We start from the raw sequence: 17,789 nt of genomic DNA, 5'->3' as shown, positions 1-17,789 counted from the left end.
ATTCGTCCGTCGACATGACTGGATGGGTAATTACCCATCTGGTTACACTACGCCGCCGCTGCTCGGGGAGCCGGCTGACGACTTCGGGGTGACATGACAATGGCCGCTCGACTGCCCAACCGTTCGCGACTGACTCCACGCTTGCCTTCCTTGCGCAGCCTTTTCGGCAAGGCGCTTGCCGCCCCTGCCAGCGGTACGGCGGCCGGTAAAGCCGTCCACGATTACTTCCGCCAGAAAGCCCATGCCCAGGGCTACACCCTCAGTCACAGCCAGCAGCGAGTGATCGACTGCATGGCGCAAAACGCCACGGCGCTGCTTGGCGCGTCGACAAAAACGCCTCCCGGTCTCTATTTGCATGGCGCAGTCGGTCGCGGCAAGAGCTGGTTGCTCGACGGCTTTTTCCAGGCGATTGCGGTCGAGGAAAAACAGCGACTGCACTTCCACGAGTTCTTTGCCCGCTTGCATCAGGGCATGTTCACCCACCGCGATCAGCCCGATGCGCTGGCCTTCACCCTCGATGAACTGCTGAGCGACTGCCGGGTGCTGTGTTTCGACGAGTTTCACGTCCATGACATCGGCGATGCGATGCTCATCACGCGGCTGTTCAAGGCGCTGTTTCGTCGCGGCATTCTGCTGCTGGTGACGTCCAATTATCCGCCGGAAGGTTTGCTGCCCAACCCGCTCTACCACGCCCGTTTCAAGCCGGTCATCGACCTGATCCACGCCCGCTTGCAAGTGATGGAAGTCGGGGGCCCGCATGACTACCGCAGTCAGGTCAGATCCCATGCGCAGCAGGTGTTTACCCAAGGCCGGTATGTCTGGCCGGGCAGCGTGACGCAACGGCAGGCATTGAACCTGCCCGAACGCGTCACCCCGCCGCTGCAATTGGCGGTCGGCACCCGGCACCTTCAAGCGCGGCATTGCGAAGAGCGGACCATCGGGTTCACCTTTGGCGATCTGTGCGATCACCCCACGGCGGTCATGGATTATCTGGAGTTGTGCCGGCGTTTTGATCATTGGATCATCGACGACCTGCCCAACCTCGCCGACTGTTCGATGGCCGCGCAGCAGCGGTTCATCAATCTGATCGACGTTCTATACGATCAGGACAAACACCTGACACTGCTCGGTCAGCAATCGTTGCGTGAAAGCCTGAGCGGCGATGCCATCGACCTGGCGCGCACGCGCAGCCGCTTGGGTCAGTTGCTGGAAGTACGCGCACCGGCCTGACAGACGAGCCTCCTTTACCGCTATCATGTCGCCCATTTCCAGGCCACCGCGCCTTCCCCTGATCAATAGCGAACCCGCCCATGGATACCCTCGCCCAACTGCGCGCCGGCCAATTGACTGGCATCACCCGCCTGGACCTGGCCTGCGGCCTGACAGAGTTCCCTCGGGAAATCTTCGACCTGGCGGACTCGCTGGAGGTGCTCAACCTCAGCGGCAACGCCTTGCGCAGTCTGCCGGATGACCTGCATCGCCTGACCCGGTTACGCGTGCTGTTCTGCTCGGACAACCTGTTCACCGAACTGCCCGCGTGCTTGGGCCAATGCGCCGCGCTGACGATGATCGGCTTCCGCTCCAATGCCATCGAAACGGTCCCCGCCGCCGCGCTGCCGCCGTTGCTGCGCTGGTTGATCCTGACTGACAACCGCATCACTGAACTGCCCACGGAACTGGGCGACCGCCCGAACCTGCAAAAACTCATGCTCGCCGGCAACCGCTTGCAACGCCTGCCCCGCAGCCTGAGCCAGTGCCATCGACTCGAGCTGATCCGCATCGCCGCCAATCAGTTCAAGGAACTGCCCGAATGGCTACTGGCCCTGCCCAGCCTGACGTGGCTGGCGTATGCCGGTAATCCGCTGGAAACCGAAGCGGATGCCGCAGCGCTGCAAGCCACTCCGCGGATTCCCTGGGAGCAACTGCACCTGGAGCAGCAATTGGGCGAAGGCGCTTCGGGGGTGATTCATCGGGCCACCTGGGCGCAACCGGAGCAACCGGCCACGCAGGTCGCGGTCAAGCTCTACAAGGGCGAAATGACCAGCGATGGTTCACCCCTGCACGAAATGAACGCCTGCATCACCGCCGGCCTTCACCCGAACCTGATCCGCGTCGAAGGCCGAATCGTCGATCATCCCGAGCAACAAGCCGGGTTGGTCATGCAACTGATCGATCCGAGTTATCGAAACCTGGCCGCCCTGCCAAGCCTGGCGTCCTGCACGCGAGACGTCTACACCGATGACACCCGCTTCAGCGCGGGCGTGGCATTGCGCATCGCCCATGGCGTCGCCTCGGTGGCCAGGCATTTGCACCAGCATGGCATCACCCACGGCGACCTCTACGGCCACAACATCCTGTGGAACGAGGACGGTGATTGCCTGCTGGGGGATTTTGGCGCGGCGTCTTTCCACGCAACCTGCGACAGCCCTGAAAGCCGGGCGCTGCAACGGATCGAGGTGCGGGCATTTGGGGTGTTGCTGGGGGAGTTGCTGGAACGCATCGACTCGGGGTTGAGCGAGGTTGCGCGTGAGGAGCTGGAGGTGTTGCAGGAGCGCTGCTGTCACCCTGAGGTGCTGAAGCGGCCGGGGTTTGGCGAGATTGTGCGGGAACTTCAGGATCGGTGACCGCTGCGGGTCAATCGTCGGAACGCCGCCCGGAGACAGGCTCACTCCTACCTTGGATCTGTGTATGACGCAGACCCGTGCAGGAGTGAGCCTGCTCGCGATAGCGGTATTACTGAAGCAACAAATTACCCAGCCAGACCGACAAACATATCCTGCACATCATCATGGTTGTCGAGGCCTTCCAGGAACGCTTCAACCTCAGCCATCTGCTCATCGCTCAAACCGCTGACCGGATTCTTCGGCTGGTAGCCCAGTTTCGCCGACACCACCGTGAAACCTTGCTCCGGCAGTGCTTTTTGCACCGCGTCCAGGTCCGCAGGTTCGGTCAGGAACAGGGTCGTGCCCTCTTCTTCGCCCGGTTCAAAATCCTGGGCACCGGCTTCAATCGCCGCCATTTCCGGATCGGCATCCGGAGTGTCCGGGGACGCTTCGATCATGCCGACATGGTTGAAGTCCCACGCCACGGAACCGGAAGCGCCCAGTTGGCCCTTACGGAACGCCACGCGGATTTCCGCTACGGTGCGGTTGATGTTGTCGGTCACGCATTCAACGATCAGCGGTACCTGATGCGGGGCAAAGCCTTCGTAAGTCACGCGATGGTATTGCACGGTTTCGCCCAACAGGCCCGCGCCTTTCTTGATCGCGCGATCGAGGGTTTCCTTGGGCATCGAGGCTTTCTTGGCCTGTTCAACCACAAGTCGCAGGTGTGCGTTGGTGGCGGTATCGGCGCCGTTACGTGCAGCAATGGTGATTTCTTTCACCAGTTTGCCGAAGATCTTGCCCTTGGCGTTGGATGCCGCTTCTTTGTGTTTAACCTTCCACTGTGCGCCCATTACTCACTCTCTTGATCTGTGGCGCCGAGACATCTATTGGCCGACGCGTTGCGCAAGTTTATACGGCCTAAAGTTGGCAATCGACCAAAAAATGCGCCGGGTCCACCGGCTTCACCGATCGACATTTTCGCCAGCACTCGTAGGGCGATTCTGAAACAGCGATTTGCGGTGACCATTGAGCGGCGCGGTTTCGTACCCTTCGCGTCCGCAATCCAAGGCAGAAGCGCACTCGATGCACAACGACAAGGAAAGTCTCTACACCCTGACCCTCCTCGACAGCGGTTTAAGCCTGCAGGTGTTGACATTCAGTGGCACCGAAGGCCTGAACCGGCCCTACCGGTTCGACATTGAAGTGATTGGCCTGGCACCGGCGATGAACCTAGACCCGTTGCTGCAACAACCGGCCCTGCTGACGATGGGCGATCGCACCGCTGTTCACGGCATTCTTCATAGCGCCAGCCGTGAACACCGCGGCCCGCATTGCATCGGCTATCACCTGGTGCTGGTGCCTTACCTGCAAACCCTCGACCGTCACCGCTGTCGTCGGGTGTTTCATCACCTCAGCGTGCCGGCCATCCTGCGTCAATTGTTCCAGGAGCATGCGCTGCCCGAGGACAGCTATCGTCTGGAACTGGCCACCGTGCACTACCCGCCCCGGCCGTTTTGCATTCAATACGAAGAGTCCGACCTGACACTGATGCAGCGGCTGTGCGAAGAAGAAGGCATCCACTATCACTTCGAACAGCAGTGCAATGGGCATGTGCTGGTACTGGCGGATGACAGCCAGACATTCCCCCAGGAGCCGCTCGTGCTGCCCTTTCAAGAGGATGCGCCCAGCGAGACGTCTTTGCCGGTGATCAGTGAGCTGTCCCAACGTCATAACGCACGTGTCCTGCCCACCCGCCGCGTTGCCAACAATCGAGGATTTCAGGCATCGGGTGACGGCGCCGCCAACCATACCTTGGCCAAGACATCCCCCTTCACCGGTCGCCCCGCCCCCGAGCAGGCGCACCGCGAGCAACTCAGTCGCCGGTCACTGGAGCGTCTGCGTTGCCAGCATCGACAGATTGAAGGCCAAAGTGATCACGCCGGCTTGCGCAGTGGCAGCATCGTGCAAGTGATGGAACATCCCCTGTCGGGCTTCAACGATCAGTGGCTGATCACCGACGTCCAGCACGGCGGGCAACAGCCTTCAATCCTCGCCGACCAACGTCCCCGTCGCTACAGCAATCAGTTCACCGCCATTCCCTGGTCAACGGAATTCAGGCCCGCGCTCACGCAACCCCGGCCGAGCATTCCAGGCTATCAGAGGGCGTTAGTGCTGGGCGTCGCCGGACAACCGGCAGCGCTGGATGAGCAACATCGAATCCACGTGCGGCTGTGGCCAGCACTGGAAGAGGACGCGGATGAATCCATCGGCCTGTGGCTTCCCGTGGCCCTCGCCACACCGCAAGGCGGGATTGATCCCGCCAGCCTGCCCCTCGCCGGCACCGAAGTGCTCATCAGCTTTCTCGACAGCGACCCGGATCGCCCGGTGTTGTGCGCCACCGTCTTCCACCCGACCAAGCCCCGCGCCGCCTATCCACCGCGCAGCGATGGGCGATTGCTGCTCGATTGGCTGATCAATCGCTAGCCCTTGTCCGCCTTGCCGGCCGCCGCGGCAAACTTGGCCAGGCGTACGTCCAGGTGCCGTGGCCTGCGGCCGTGATCTTCGGCGCGCTCCTTGCGGCGGATGGCGTTGCGCACCATCAGGGAACCGAGGTAACGAATCGGCTCCGGCGGAAAAACCCTAAAGGACCGTTCACCAATGGTGAACGGGTCCAGGCATTGTCCAGCCCCAGGACCATCGAGGCCAGAATCTGCCCGCCCATGTGGCACGGGCCAACGCCGCTGCCGGAATAACCGAACCCGTAGAACACATTCCCGCTGGCGCTCATCTGGCCAAAGAACGGCAGACCGGTGACCGAACGATCCGACGGACCATTCCAGGTCGCCTCGACCCTGGCGTCGGCAAACGCAGGAAAGAACTCGTTCAGGCTGTCTTTCAACAACCCGGCGTACGGAGACGGCTGATCGAACACCGGCAACATCCGCCCGCCATAGGCGAAGGTGTTGCCGCCCTTGCCGAGCATGATCCGGCCGTCCGGGGTGTTGTGGTAGTAGTGCACGAAAATCCGCGAATCAAGCACGGTGACGCCGCTGGTCAGGCCGATCTCGTCGAGCAGATCGGGGCGCGGCTCGGTGATCAACATGTCGCTGGAGACAATCGCCACGCTGCGCTCGAACTGCGGGAACGCCCGGGCCATCCAGGCGTTCATTGCCAGCACCACCCGGTCTGCGCGAACGGTGCCGTTGCGGGTTTGAATCCCCGCTGGCTTGCCCTCCTCCAACCCGGTCATCGCAGTGTTCTCATGAATGCTCACGCCCAACTGCAACGCCACCCGCCGCAAACCGCGCACCAGTTTCCCGGGTTGCACGCTGGCGGCCGCCGGGGAAAACCAGCCCTCCAGATGCTTGCTGGAACCGGCCATGCGTTGCACGTCGGCGACCGGGCGCTGGGTGAACGAGTTGATGCCGTTGCGCTCCAGCGCGGCAATCACCGCATCGGTCGAGCCACACTGGGCGCGATTGGTCGCGGTGTAGAGCGTGCCATCGAGGCGGTAATCGGCCTCCACGCCATACTGTTCGCAGAAGGTGCCAATCGCGTAAATGCTGCGCTCGGATTCCTTGACCAGGCGTACCGCCTCCTCGACACCGAACAGTCGCTCGAGGGTGAAATACTTGGCCGACCACGACAACGCACAACCGCCGTTGCGGCCGCTGGCACCGGCCCCGCAGATGTCGGCCTCGATCAGCACCACATCGAGTTCCGGGTTCTGCTCCTTGAGCATGATCGCCGTCCACAAACCGGTGTAGCCGCCACCGACGATGCACACGTCTGCACGGGTATCGCCTTCCAGCGCCGGGCAAATGTCGGACGTATCAGCCTTTAAGGCCTGGTCCAGCCAAAAGGGTCTCATGGGGAAATCTCCAGTCAGATGCCCACACGCCAGCCTGCCGCCCGTGCAGCAGGCTGCGAGGGACAGGATTCAGGTACGCAGGGGTTTGATCGCCATCGCCCGATTGGGCACGAAGGGATAGTTGGTACGCAGGCCAGCCGGGCGGCTGTTCCAGTGGGGAATCAACACCAGGGCCGAGAACAAGGCGCAACCGGCGAAGACGATGAACACGGTGACCGAGTCGAAGTAGCCCGGCAGCAATCCGCCAAGAATCGCCCCGACCGAACCGCAACCGTTGACGAAACCCGCTGCCGTCGCGCCCGCCTTGGCGGTGCCGAAATCAATCGCTGCCGCACCGCTGATCATCGAGTCCGGCCCGTACAGGGTCAGGCCCATGACAAACAACAGCACGACCACCAGCAAGACGCTGCCGGTGTGCAAGGCGCCCATGAACAAGGCCAGGGTCACGGTCAGCGCCAACAGGCTGAGGACGCAGGCCGGCATGCGGCGCGCACCGAACACTTTGTCCGATGCCAGACCCAGCAGGATCGGCCCGAGCAACCCGGCCAGTTCAAACGCGGTCGGGATGATCGCCGCGCCGACCTTGCCCACCGTCGGCATTTGCTCGAACACGATCACCGGGCCCCATAGCAGAATCGCGTAACGCGCCGGTTTCAGCAGAAAGTACGCCAGGCCCAGCACCAGCACCGTGCGGTTGCGCAGGATTTCCTTCAAGGGTTCCAGGATGCTGATCTTGCTTTGCGCGTCAGCCTCTTCGGCGGTCAACTCGGGTTCGATGTCCACCGCCGGCAGGCCGACGTCTTGCGGTGTGTTGCGTTGAAAAATAAAAAACAGCACGGCGACCAGCCCAACCACCGCCGCACTGGAAATGAACGCCGCATGCCAGGTGCCGATCAGCGTATACGCCCACCAGCCCGCAAACGGCGATGCCACCAGCCCACCAAAGGCATAGCAGGAACTCCATAACCCCAGCACCCTGCCGCGCTGTTGCGCGGGGAAGAAACTGCCGAGGTTTTTGCACAGCCCGGACCAGCCGGTGGACTGCGCCAACCCTTGAATCAACATGCAGGTGGCGAAGATCGGCAGTGTCGCGTAAGTGCCCATCACCAGCGCTGCCGCCGCCGAAATCAGTAACCCGCCGAGCACCACGACCCGTGGGCCAAAGCGGTCGGCGAGCATGCCCCAGGTGAACTGCCCGAGGGCGTACGCCGCCAGGTAGATCGCGTCGAGGTTGGCCATGGCCATTTTGTCGAGCATGAAGGTGGGGTCTTCGGCGATCCCCAGTTTGGCCACGGAAAATGCTTTGCGGGTGAAGTAGAAAGCGGCGTAGGCGAGCCAGGTGATCGCGAAGATCTGCACGCGCCAGCGCTTGATGGTGCCGATGGGATTGTTCATTGTGGTTCTGACCTCAGGGTGTGAGTGTGCCGGCAGAATTGGAAGAAAACGCCTGTGTTTTTATTGTTGAGCACTGCGGTATCGCGGATTCCCTGTCGCGATACCGGTCAGATGAGTCCTGCTGTTGCACGCACAGACTCATGGCCACCGCGGCTGTTCGACTGACCAGTCACCGGGGCTGAGGTGGATAAAAACAATTACTGATTAATAAGTGAAATCGATTTATCGTATTTCCAAAATAAGCTCAGCTTGTTACTGGAGGTTTCGATGTCGGTTTCCCACGCCCAACTCAAAGCCTTCCACGCCGTGGCCGTCCACGGAAGCTTTACCAAAGCCGCCGAGCGGCTATTCCTCACGCAACCGGCGATTTCCGACCAGGTGCGCAAACTCGAGGAGCGCTTCGGTGTGTTGTTGTTTCACCGCAACAAACGCTCGGTGCGCCTGACGGATCTGGGCGAGCGCTTGCTCGCCATCACGCAACGGCTGTTCGTGATCGAGGCCGAAGCCCAGGAGCTTTTGCAGGACTCTCAAGCCTTGCAGACCGGCAGCCTGATCCTCGCGGTGGATGCGCCGGTGCACGTGCTGCCGCAGATCGCGCGGTTCTGCGAACGCTATCCGGGCATCAGCGTGAAGATTGAAACCGGCAACACCGATGAGTCGCTGTTTCGTCTGTTCAACTATCAGGCCGACCTGGCGTTGTTGGGCCGGGATGTCAGTGATGAACGGCTGATCTCGCTGCCATTGCGCAATGACCCGATGGTGGCGTTTGTTTCACGCCATCATCCGTGGGCGGATCGCGAATCGATCTGCCTTGCGGACCTGGATGACACGCCGTTGGTGCTGCGTGAAATCGGTTCGGTGACACGCCAGACGCTGGAAGAGGAAATGGCCCGGGCGGGGTTTCGCATTCGCCCGGCGATTCAGGTGGAAGGACGGGAAGCGGCGCGGGAGGCGGTGGTGGTCGGGATTGGGGTTGGGGTGGTGTCGGCCGCCGAGTTTGGTGCCGACTCAAGGGTTTGCGCGTTGCCGATTACTGATTGCAAACGGCGGCTGACGGAGACGCTGGTGTGCTTGCGTGAGCAGAGTTCGCGGCGGGTGGTGGCGACGTTTCTGGAGATGGTTCGCGAAAGTCTGGTGTAGGCAGGCCCGCGATAGCCGCACCTCGTTTCTAACTGACCGGCGCCAGATCAAAAAACGCCTGAATCAAGCGCAAATCCCGCCGCCGCTCCATGCACCCGATCATGTGCCGGTTAACCAACCCCTCGCCCACAATCGGCACCGCCGCCACCCGTGGGTCATGGCTGACTTCCACCGACGACACCACCCCCACCCCCAACTCCGCCGCCACCGCCTCGGTCACTGCTTCACGACTGTCCAGCTCCAGCAACACCCGTGGACTGACCTTCGCCGAATCGCAGGCCTGATCGAACGTGCGTCGGGTAATCGAACTCGGCTCACGCAACACCATGATCACCTGATCCAGTTCCTTGAGCTTCACGCTGGAAGCTTTCGCCCAACGATGACTTTGCGGCACCAATGCGCAAATCCGCGATTCGCTCAGTGCCTGTAAATGCAGGCCCTTGCGCGGTTCAACCTCGGTCAACACCGCCACGTCGGCGTGCTCGGACAATAACGCCGCCAGGGTTTCCTGGGCATTGCCCAGCCGCAGGTTGACGGTGATGCCGGGGTAGCGCGCGCGCAGACTGGCCAGCATCGGCATGACCATGTGCGGCCCGTCTGCCGCCACTTCAAGCCGTCCGGTCAGCAACTGCCGGTTCGCTTCGAGCATCACCTGTGCCTCTTCCGCCAGGCCGAACATGGCCCGGGTGATCGCGGCCAGTTTGGTGCCCTCCTCCGTCAGCTCCACCCGTCGTGCGGTACGGCGCAACAAGGTGATCTGGTAATGCTCTTCCAGGGCCTTGATGTGCCCGGTCACCGCCGGCTGACTGATGAACAACCGCGCGGCGGCGCGGGTAAAGCTGCCTTCGCGGGCCACGGCATCAAAGGCCCGAAGCTGAAACAGGTTCATGAATAACTCTCACTGATGGCTGGCATAACAACAAACAATTTGATTGATAACACGGCAAATTGCAATTTATGTCCCGTAGCTTCATCCCATCGAATGCGAGGACACGAGAATGAGTACTGCCGAACCCATCCTGCTTACCCCCGGCCCACTGACCACATCGGCCCGCACCCGTCAGGCGATGATGGTCGACTGGGGTTCATGGGATGACCGCTTCAATCAACTGACCGCCAGCCTGTGCGAGCAACTGCTGGCGATCATCAACGGCGGCACCAGCCACCACTGCGTGCCCCTGCAAGGCAGCGGTACTTTCGCGGTCGAGGCAGCGATCGGCACGCTGGTGCCCCGCAATGGCAAAGTATTGGTGCTGATCAACGGCGCCTACGGCAAACGCCTGGCGAAGATCTGCGAAGTGCTCGGCCGCTCCTTCAGCACCTTCGAAACCGCTGAAGACGAACCGACCACCGCCGCCGACGTCGACCGTCTGCTGCACGCCGACGCCAGCATCACCCACGTCGCACTGATTCACTGCGAAACCAGCACCGGCATCCTCAATCCGCTGCCGGAAATCGCCAACGTCATTGCGCAACACGGCAAGCGCTTGATCATCGACGCCATGAGCTCTTTCGGCGCGCTGCCGGTGGATGCGCAACAGGTGCCGTTCGACGCCCTGATCGCCGCGTCGGGCAAATGCCTGGAAGGCGTACCGGGCATGGGCTTCGTCTTTGCTCGCAAAGAGTCGTTGGCCAACGCCGCCGGCAACTCGCACTCGCTGGCGATGGACCTGTTCGACCAGCACACCTACATGGCCAAGACCGGTCAATGGCGCTTCACCCCGCCGACCCATGTGGTCGCGGCGCTGCACGAAGCCTTGCTGCAATACAACGAAGAAGGTGGCCTGCCGGCGCGGCATCAGCGCTATGCCGACAACTGCAACGTGTTGCTGGAAGACATGGCCCGGCTCGGTCTGCGCAGCTTCCTGCCCGCCGCGATTCAGGCGCCGATCATCGTCACGTTCCACGCGCCGAAAGACCCGCGTTACCAGTTCAAGGAGTTCTACGAACGGGTCAAGGCCAAGGGATTCATCCTCTACCCCGGCAAATTGACCCAGGTTGAAACCTTCCGCGTCGGCTGCATCGGCCACGTCAACCAGGCCGAGATGCACGCGGCCGTGGCGGCGGTTGCCGAAGTCCTGCGCGAGATGGAAGTGTTAGAGATCTGACGCACAACCATCTGCTACACAAATTTGCTCATCATTCCAACAGACAGGATTTGAGACATGAACTACGCAAACCCAACCAAACTCCAGGCCGCCATCCTCGACTGGGCCGGTACCGTCGTTGACTTCGGCTCCTTCGCTCCCACCCAGATTTTCGTCGAAGCCTTCGCCGAGTTCGACGTCCAGGTCTCCATCGAAGAAGCCCGCGGACCGATGGGCATGGGCAAGTGGGACCACATCCGTACCCTGTGCGATCAGCCACAAGTCGCTGAGCGTTATCGCGCCGTGTTCGGCCGCGCACCGACCGACGATGATGTCACCGCTATCTACAAACGCTTCATGCCGCTGCAAATCGAAAAAATCGCCGAACACTCGGCCCTGATTCCGGGCGCACTGGACACCATCGCCACCCTGCGTCAGCAAGGGATCAAGATCGGTTCGTGCTCCGGCTACCCGAAACAGGTCATGGACAAAGTGGTCGAGCTGGCCGCCACCAACGGTTACGTCGCCGACCACGTGGTCGCCACTGACGAAGTCCCCAACGGTCGCCCTTGGCCGGCCCAGGCCCTGGCCAACGTCATTGCGCTGGGCATCGACGACGTCGCCGCCTGCGTGAAGATCGACGACACCGTGCCGGGCATTCTCGAAGGTCGTCGTGCCGGCATGTGGACCGTGGCGCTGATCTGCTCGGGCAACGCGCTGGGCCTGGACTACGAAGGCTATCGCGCCCTCGGCAGCGATAAGCTGGACAGCGAACGCAAGCGCATCCACGCGATGTTCGAAGGCTCGCGTCCGCACTACATGATCGACACCATCACCGACTTGCCGGAAGTAATCGCCGACATCAACAAGCGCCTGGCGAATGGCGAAATGCCGCAAAGCAGTTGATCGCGGTTTTCTGCGCATAAAAAAGCGTCAGCTCCATTACGGAACTGGCGCTTTTTTGATGTCGATCACCTGAACCAGAGCGTTATACGGCACAATCACCCAAGGCAAATCCGCCAAAGCGGATTACAGTTAAGGAACGCCGTCGGTCAAGAACGGTGGTTTCAGACCAGACCTGTGAGGAACACCGTATGCCCTGGAAGAATTCCGAATCACGCTACAGCACCGTATCGATCACGCTGCATTGGTTGATGCTGGTCTTGTTGGCGCTGGTTTATGCCTGTATCGAGTTTCGCGGGATCTTTCCCAAAGGCAGTGGCGGTCGCGCGCTGATTGTTGAATCGCACTTCATGCTGGGCCTGACCGTGTTCGTGCTGGTCTGGCTGCGCTTGTTCGCCCGCAGCCTGGGACCCGCACCGCAGATCTTCCCCGCCTCGCCCAAATGGCAAATTACGTTGGCGAAGTTAATGCACTGGGCGCTGTACATTTTCATGATCGCGATGCCGATTCTCGGGTGGCTGGTCACCAGCGCCAAGGGTAATCAAGTGATGTTTTACGGCTTTGACCTGCCAATGCTGGTTTCGGAAGACAAGGCGCTGGCCAAGCAGATCCAGGAGTGGCATGAACTGGGCGGCACCATTGGCTACTGGCTGATCGGCCTGCACGCACTGGCCGGGATCTATCACCATTACGTGGTGCGGGATAACACCCTGCTGCGGATGATGCCCAAGCGCGGCTGAACACAGCTGAACGCGATCCTTGTAGCAGCTGGCGAAGCCTGCTGCGACAAGGATGGGGTGGTTACTGAAAACCCCGGCGGCCTTGCAAGCCGCCGGTGTGGATGAAGATCAAGCGTGTACCCTTTTCAAAATGCCCTGCCTCGACTTGCTCCTTGAGCATCAGCAACGCCTTGCCGGTGTACAGCGGCTCTAAAGGCACACCGCTGGCGTGTTCGGCTTGATCGATGAAGTCGAGTAACGACTGATCGACTTTGGCAAAGCCGCCACGGCTGGCGTCCAGCAGTTCGAAGTTACGCTGCGGCACACCGGCCTCTTGCAGTATCGATTCGACCTGTTGCGCCACGCCGTGATCGTCGGGCACCGCCATCGCGCCATACACACTGCGTTCACCCGCCTCGGCCAGCACCAGGCCGGCCAGGGTGGTGCCGGTTCCGCACGCCAGCCACCAGCCGTCGAAGTCGCTCCATCCCAAACGATTCAATTGATCGTCGACCATTGCCTTCAACGTTATGCACCCTCGCGCGCCACGCAGACCGCCGCCCCCTTCTGGCACTGGATACAGGTCGGGGTATTGCGCCTGCCAGGGCTGCCAGAAACCCGGTTCATGCCGCGCCCGGTAGCCGCCGTAGCCCAACCAGTGCAATTGCATGCCCAATGCCTGCAAGTCCTTCACCGTCGGGGTGTCTTGTGGATGGCCACGCAGCAGTCCCACGGTGGTGAAACCAAAGCGTTTACCGGCGGCGGCCAGTGCGTGCAGGTGATTGGAGTGAGCACCGCCCAGGCTGATGATGCCGTTGGCGCCGGCGAGGTTGGCGGCGTTGAGGTGTTCGATGAGCTTGAACCACTTGTTGCCGCTGATTAGCGGGTCGATTTTCTCCAGGCGCAGGATCGCGACTTCGATGCCGGCGGCGGTGAGCCAGTCGAGAGGGAGGGGGTCGAGGGGGGCTTGGGGTAGCCAGTCGCTGGGAGGGAGGAGCATTGGCGGTACGCATTCTGTCAAAAGACAGCAGCGTAGCAGCTGTCGAGCCCCAGCGAGGCTGCGTTCGGCTGCGAAGCAGTCGTAAAACCAACCACCGCGGTGCTCCAGATAAACCGCGGTGAATGGGTTGACGACTGCTTCGCAGCCGAACGCAGCCTCGCTGGGGCTCGACAGCGGCTACGAGGGATGTGACATGGCCTTAGAGTTCGGCGGCGAGGCGCGACCCCTGATTGATCGCCCGCTTGGCATCCAGCTCCGCTGCCACGTCCGCACCACCAATCAAATGCACGCTCTGCCCGGCCGCGACCAACCCGTCCTGCAATTCACGCAGCGGATCCTGCCCGGCACAGATCACGATGTTGTCCACCGGCAGCACCTGCGGCTCGCCGGTTTCGCCGATGCGGATGTGCAGGCCTTCATCGTCGATCTTCAAATACTCGACGCTGTTGAGCATCTGCACCTGCTTGTTCTTGAGCCCCGTGCGGTGAATCCAGCCCGTGGTTTTACCGAGGCCGTCGCCGACCTTGGATTTCTTGCGTTGCAGCAGGAACACGTCACGCGCCGGTGTATGCGGCTCAGCCTTGATGCCCGCCACACCACCGCGCGCTTCAAGGTGAGTATCGATGCCCCACTCCTTCCAGAACGCTTCGCGGTCCTGACTGGTGGCGACGCCCTGGTGCACGAGAAATTCCGACACGTCGAAACCGATACCGCCCGCGCCGATCACCGCGACACGCTTGCCCACCGGTTTGCGCTCCAGGATCACGTCCAGGTAGCTCAACACCTTGGCGTTTTCCACGCCGGGAATCGCCGGGGTCCGTGGCGCGATGCCGGTGGCGAGAATAATCTCGTCGTAACCGCCCTCGACCAGTCGAGCCACGTCGACGCGGGTGTTCAGGCATACCTCGACGTTGGTGGTCTGCAATTTACGGTTGAAATAGCGCAGGGTTTCGAAGAACTCTTCCTTGCCCGGCACGCGCTTGGCGATGTTGAACTGACCGCCGATTTCGCTGGCCGAATCAAACAGCGTCACCTGATGCCCGCGCTCGGCGGCCACCGTCGCAGCGGAAAGCCCGGCAGGACCCGCACCGACCACGGCGATTTTCTTGATCTGCTGCACCGGCAAGTAGTTGAGCTCGGTTTCGTGGCAAGCACGCGGGTTGACCAGGCAACTGGTCAACTTGCCGCCGAAGGTGTGGTCCAGGCACGCCTGGTTGCAACCGATGCAGGTATTGATTTCATCGGCACGCCCTTCAGCGGCCTTGTTGACGAAGTCCGGGTCGGCGAGAAACGGCCGCGCCATCGACACCATGTCGGCATCGCCTTCGGCCAGAATCTGCTCGGCCACTTCCGGGGTGTTGATGCGGTTGGTAGTGATCAGCGGAATGCTCACCGAGCCACGCAATTTGGCGGTGACTTTGCTGAACGCCGCGCGCGGCACTTTGGTGGCGATGGTCGGGATCCGCGCTTCGTGCCAGCCGATGCCGGTGTTGATGATCGTTGCACCGGCCTGTTCGATGGCCTTGGCCAGGGTGACGATTTCTTCCCAGCTGCTGCCGCCTTCCACGAGGTCGAGCATCGACAGGCGGAAGATAATGATGAAGTTCGGCCCCACCGCTTCACGCACGCGACGGACGATTTCCACCGGCAGGCGCATACGGTTTTCGTAGCTGCCGCCCCAACGGTCGGTGCGGTGGTTGGTGTGGGCAGCGAGGAACTGGTTAATGAAATAACCTTCGGAGCCCATGATCTCGACACCGTCGTATTCGGCGGTTTGCGCCAGTACCGAACAGGTCACGAAATCGCTGATCTGTTTTTCGATGCCTTCCTCGTCCAGCTCTTTGGGCTTGAACGGGTTGATCGGCGCCTGGATGGCGCTCGGGGCGACCTGTTTCGGGCTGTAGGCATAACGCCCGGCGTGGAGGATCTGCATGCAGATTTTCCCGCCCGCCTCGTGCACGGCGCGCGTCACGATCCGATGCTTGAGCGCTTCTTCCTCGGTGGTCAGCTTGGCTGCACCGGAATACACCCCGCCCTCGTCGTTAGGGCCGATGCCGCCGGTCACCATCAGGCCAACACCGCCGCGCGCACGTTCGGCAAAGTACGCCGCCATACGCTCGAAACCGCCAGGTTTCTCCTCAAGACCGGTGTGCATCGACCCCATCAGGGTGCGGTTGCGCAGCGTGGTAAAACCCAGGTCCAGCGGGGCCAACAGGTGCGGGTAGTGAGCGGCGGCCATTTGTAACTCCACATCGAGCGATCACGGAAAAAGTGCAGGAGCTCTTCGGCTCCCGTCAGTCATGGTGGACAGACTAAGAGTCGCATCGCTGTCACTCAATGACCGAAACTGACAAGTTAATGATCAAAATGCGCAGCCGCCCTTGGCAAGGGCCGACCGGAACCCCGGCCCTGGCCGCAAACCCTGCCATGGGTTTCAGTTGGATTGGAATTCTTAGCACTGGCGATACGTGTACCCGAGGCCTTTCTCACAACATTTACCCAGGTTTAACTCCCGACATAGCCTTGCTGATACTCACGCGGCGTGCAGCCAAATTCACGCTTGAACACCGTGTGCAGGTATTGCGCCGACTTGAAGCCGCAATCCTGGGCAATCTCGGCAATCCCGGACGTCGTGTTTTCCAACCCGGCAGCGGCAGCGGCCAGTTTGAAACGCAGCACTTCATCATGAACGCTGCGCCCCAACTTGCGACGAAAGTGCGACTCAAGAGATGACCGCGACACCCCCACATAATTCGCCACCTGCTCGGTCTTGATGCCTTGGCAAGCGTATTGCCGAATAAAGTGCAGCGCCTGCATGACATACGGGTCGTCGAGCGGTTGGTGCAAGCTGGAAGTCTGCACATTGATCCCTTCCGGCGGCACCAGGATCTGCGTGCCGGTCGAAGGCATGCCACACAGCATCTGGTGCAGCAAACGTGCGGCGGTACGGCCCATGCTGTCGGTACCCTGGATCACCGAACTGAGCGGCACCCGGGTCAGGCTGCGGGTCAGCGGATCGTTATCGATACCAATCAACGCCACCTGTTCCGGCACCGCGATCCCCGCCGTCAAGCAGGCTTGCAGCAGTTGCCGGGCCCGCGCGTCACTGACCGCGATGATGCCAATGGGTTTAGGCAGGCTGTGCAACCAGGCGATCTGCTGCGCGACGGCGCTGTCCCAAAGCGGTGCGCTGGTTTCCAGGCCACGATAAATTTCGGCGGGCAAGCCATCGCGCTGCAGCAGACGGCGGAAGGCACTCTCGCGCTCCTGCGCCCAGCGATTGGTCTGCGCTTCGGGCAGGCTGAAACAGGCAAAACGGGTCAGGCCGGCGTCGATCAGGTGTTTGTAGGCCAGATTGATCAAAGCGAAATTGTCGGTGGCCACATAAGGCATGTGCCGCGGGTAAGCGCGCTCATCCTCATAGGACCCCCCCACAGCCACCACCGGCAGCTTGATCCCCGCCAGCGCCTGACCAATGACCGGGTCGTCGAAGTCGGCGATGATGCCGTCGCCCTGCCAGCGCTCGATACCCTTCAGCCGGCAGAGAAAGTCCTCCTCCAGAAACAAATCCCAGGACGCCCGGGTGCTGCTCAGATAGTTGCCGATCCCGCTGATGATGCCGCGGTCGTAGATCTTGTTTCCATTGAACAACAGGGCGATGCGGTGGCTGGGCGGAACGGTTTTCATTGTTTTTGTCTCCAGGCCGGTCGGCACAGACTAGGCGCGCGGAGGCGGAATCTCAATACTCAAAATCGAACCCGTGTTTGGTGATTTTCGCAATCGGTCAGCGCCGGGGCGGCGTTACTATCAAGGTCAGTCAGGGCCGCTCTCAAATAACAAGGAAATTGCAGATGACCTACTTCCCCGCGGTCGTCCGGGTTCGCCACAGGACCGACCAACTGCTTCAGTCATCAGCGCTTTACGACCGGCTCCACAAGTAACCTCTCCCCCAAAGTGTTTCCCTGTGTCGCACCGCATGACCGCGACTCTCGAGACCGGACTGCTCGCCTGTACGCGCCGGTTCTCTTGTCCGCCATTGCAGTACGTTTCCAGTATCGATGTGCATCT

The 17,789-nt window shown here is 61.3% G+C and carries 13 protein-coding genes and 1 pseudogene; 7 read left to right on the top strand and 7 right to left on the bottom strand.

The window, feature by feature from the left end; translation table 11 throughout:
• Window positions 1-99: 99 nt before the first annotated feature.
• A complete protein-coding gene (gene zapE, locus AB4N43_RS26905; RefSeq protein WP_460152272.1) occupies window positions 100-1,230 on the top strand; it encodes a cell division protein ZapE in 1,131 nt (376 codons plus the stop codon).
• Between the two features lie 80 nt (window positions 1,231-1,310).
• Window positions 1,311-2,624 carry a leucine-rich repeat-containing protein kinase family protein gene (locus AB4N43_RS26900; protein WP_059182553.1) on the top strand — a complete coding sequence of 438 codons (1,314 nt, stop codon included), beginning with the start codon at window positions 1,311-1,313 and terminating at the stop codon, window positions 2,622-2,624.
• 125 nt (window positions 2,625-2,749) lie between these two features.
• Here the strand turns inward: AB4N43_RS26900 and AB4N43_RS26895 are convergent, their stop codons facing one another.
• Entirely contained in the window at window positions 2,750-3,457 is a 708-nt protein-coding gene (locus tag AB4N43_RS26895; RefSeq protein WP_460152270.1) for a YebC/PmpR family DNA-binding transcriptional regulator, read from the bottom strand.
• Between the two features lie 232 nt (window positions 3,458-3,689).
• Between AB4N43_RS26895 and AB4N43_RS26890 the strand changes: the two genes are divergently transcribed.
• Window positions 3,690-5,090: a type VI secretion system Vgr family protein gene (locus tag AB4N43_RS26890; RefSeq protein ID WP_460152269.1), complete on the top strand. Its 1,401-nt coding sequence runs from the start codon at window positions 3,690-3,692 to the stop codon at window positions 5,088-5,090.
• Here AB4N43_RS26890 and AB4N43_RS26885 read toward each other — a convergent pair.
• Window positions 5,087-6,477, bottom strand: a pseudogene (locus tag AB4N43_RS26885) (FAD-dependent oxidoreductase). The gene AB4N43_RS26890 and the pseudogene AB4N43_RS26885 sit on opposite strands and share 4 nt — an antisense overlap.
• Before the next feature lie 69 nt (window positions 6,478-6,546).
• Window positions 6,547-7,872, bottom strand: coding sequence for an MFS transporter (locus tag AB4N43_RS26880; RefSeq protein WP_027925035.1), 1,326 nt, complete (start codon window positions 7,870-7,872; stop codon window positions 6,547-6,549).
• 267 nt (window positions 7,873-8,139) lie between these two features.
• Here AB4N43_RS26880 and AB4N43_RS26875 point away from each other — a divergent pair, with 267 nt between their 5' ends.
• Window positions 8,140-9,012, top strand: coding sequence for a LysR family transcriptional regulator (locus AB4N43_RS26875; protein WP_027925034.1), 873 nt, complete (start codon window positions 8,140-8,142; stop codon window positions 9,010-9,012).
• A 28-nt stretch (window positions 9,013-9,040) separates the two neighbouring features.
• Here AB4N43_RS26875 and AB4N43_RS26870 read toward each other — a convergent pair whose 3' ends face one another.
• Window positions 9,041-9,901: a LysR substrate-binding domain-containing protein gene (locus AB4N43_RS26870; RefSeq protein WP_027925033.1), complete on the bottom strand. Its 861-nt coding sequence runs from the start codon at window positions 9,899-9,901 to the stop codon at window positions 9,041-9,043.
• A 109-nt stretch (window positions 9,902-10,010) separates the two neighbouring features.
• Between AB4N43_RS26870 and AB4N43_RS26865 the strand changes: the two genes are divergently transcribed.
• The 3 genes from AB4N43_RS26865 to AB4N43_RS26855 all read left to right on the top strand — a co-directional run bounded on the left by AB4N43_RS26865 (window position 10,011) and on the right by AB4N43_RS26855 (window position 12,742).
• Window positions 10,011-11,120: a 2-aminoethylphosphonate--pyruvate transaminase gene (locus AB4N43_RS26865; protein WP_027925032.1), complete on the top strand. Its 1,110-nt coding sequence runs from the start codon at window positions 10,011-10,013 to the stop codon at window positions 11,118-11,120.
• 57 nt (window positions 11,121-11,177) lie between these two features.
• A complete protein-coding gene (gene phnX / locus AB4N43_RS26860) occupies window positions 11,178-12,005 on the top strand; it encodes a phosphonoacetaldehyde hydrolase (RefSeq protein ID WP_027925031.1) in 828 nt (275 codons plus the stop codon).
• Between the two features lie 188 nt (window positions 12,006-12,193).
• Entirely contained in the window at window positions 12,194-12,742 is a 549-nt protein-coding gene (locus AB4N43_RS26855; RefSeq protein ID WP_027925030.1) for a cytochrome b, read from the top strand.
• A 61-nt stretch (window positions 12,743-12,803) separates the two neighbouring features.
• Here AB4N43_RS26855 and AB4N43_RS26850 read toward each other — a convergent pair whose 3' ends face one another.
• The 3 genes from AB4N43_RS26850 to AB4N43_RS26840 form a co-directional block, all read right to left on the bottom strand.
• Window positions 12,804-13,721 (bottom strand): 1-aminocyclopropane-1-carboxylate deaminase/D-cysteine desulfhydrase, encoded by a 918-nt coding sequence (locus AB4N43_RS26850; protein ID WP_027925029.1) that lies wholly within the window; start codon window positions 13,719-13,721, stop codon window positions 12,804-12,806.
• A gap of 199 nt (window positions 13,722-13,920) precedes the next feature.
• On the bottom strand, window positions 13,921-15,960 hold the full coding sequence (locus AB4N43_RS26845; RefSeq protein ID WP_460152265.1) for an oxidoreductase: 2,040 nt from the start codon (window positions 15,958-15,960) through the stop codon (window positions 13,921-13,923).
• A gap of 266 nt (window positions 15,961-16,226) precedes the next feature.
• Window positions 16,227-17,408 (bottom strand): XylR family transcriptional regulator, encoded by a 1,182-nt coding sequence (locus AB4N43_RS26840; RefSeq protein WP_027925027.1) that lies wholly within the window; start codon window positions 17,406-17,408, stop codon window positions 16,227-16,229.
• Window positions 17,409-17,789 lie beyond the last annotated feature (381 nt).

It is taken from the genome of Pseudomonas sp. S2_B07, from assembly GCF_054668435.1.
This window is presented reverse-complemented; position numbering and strand designations above follow the sequence as displayed.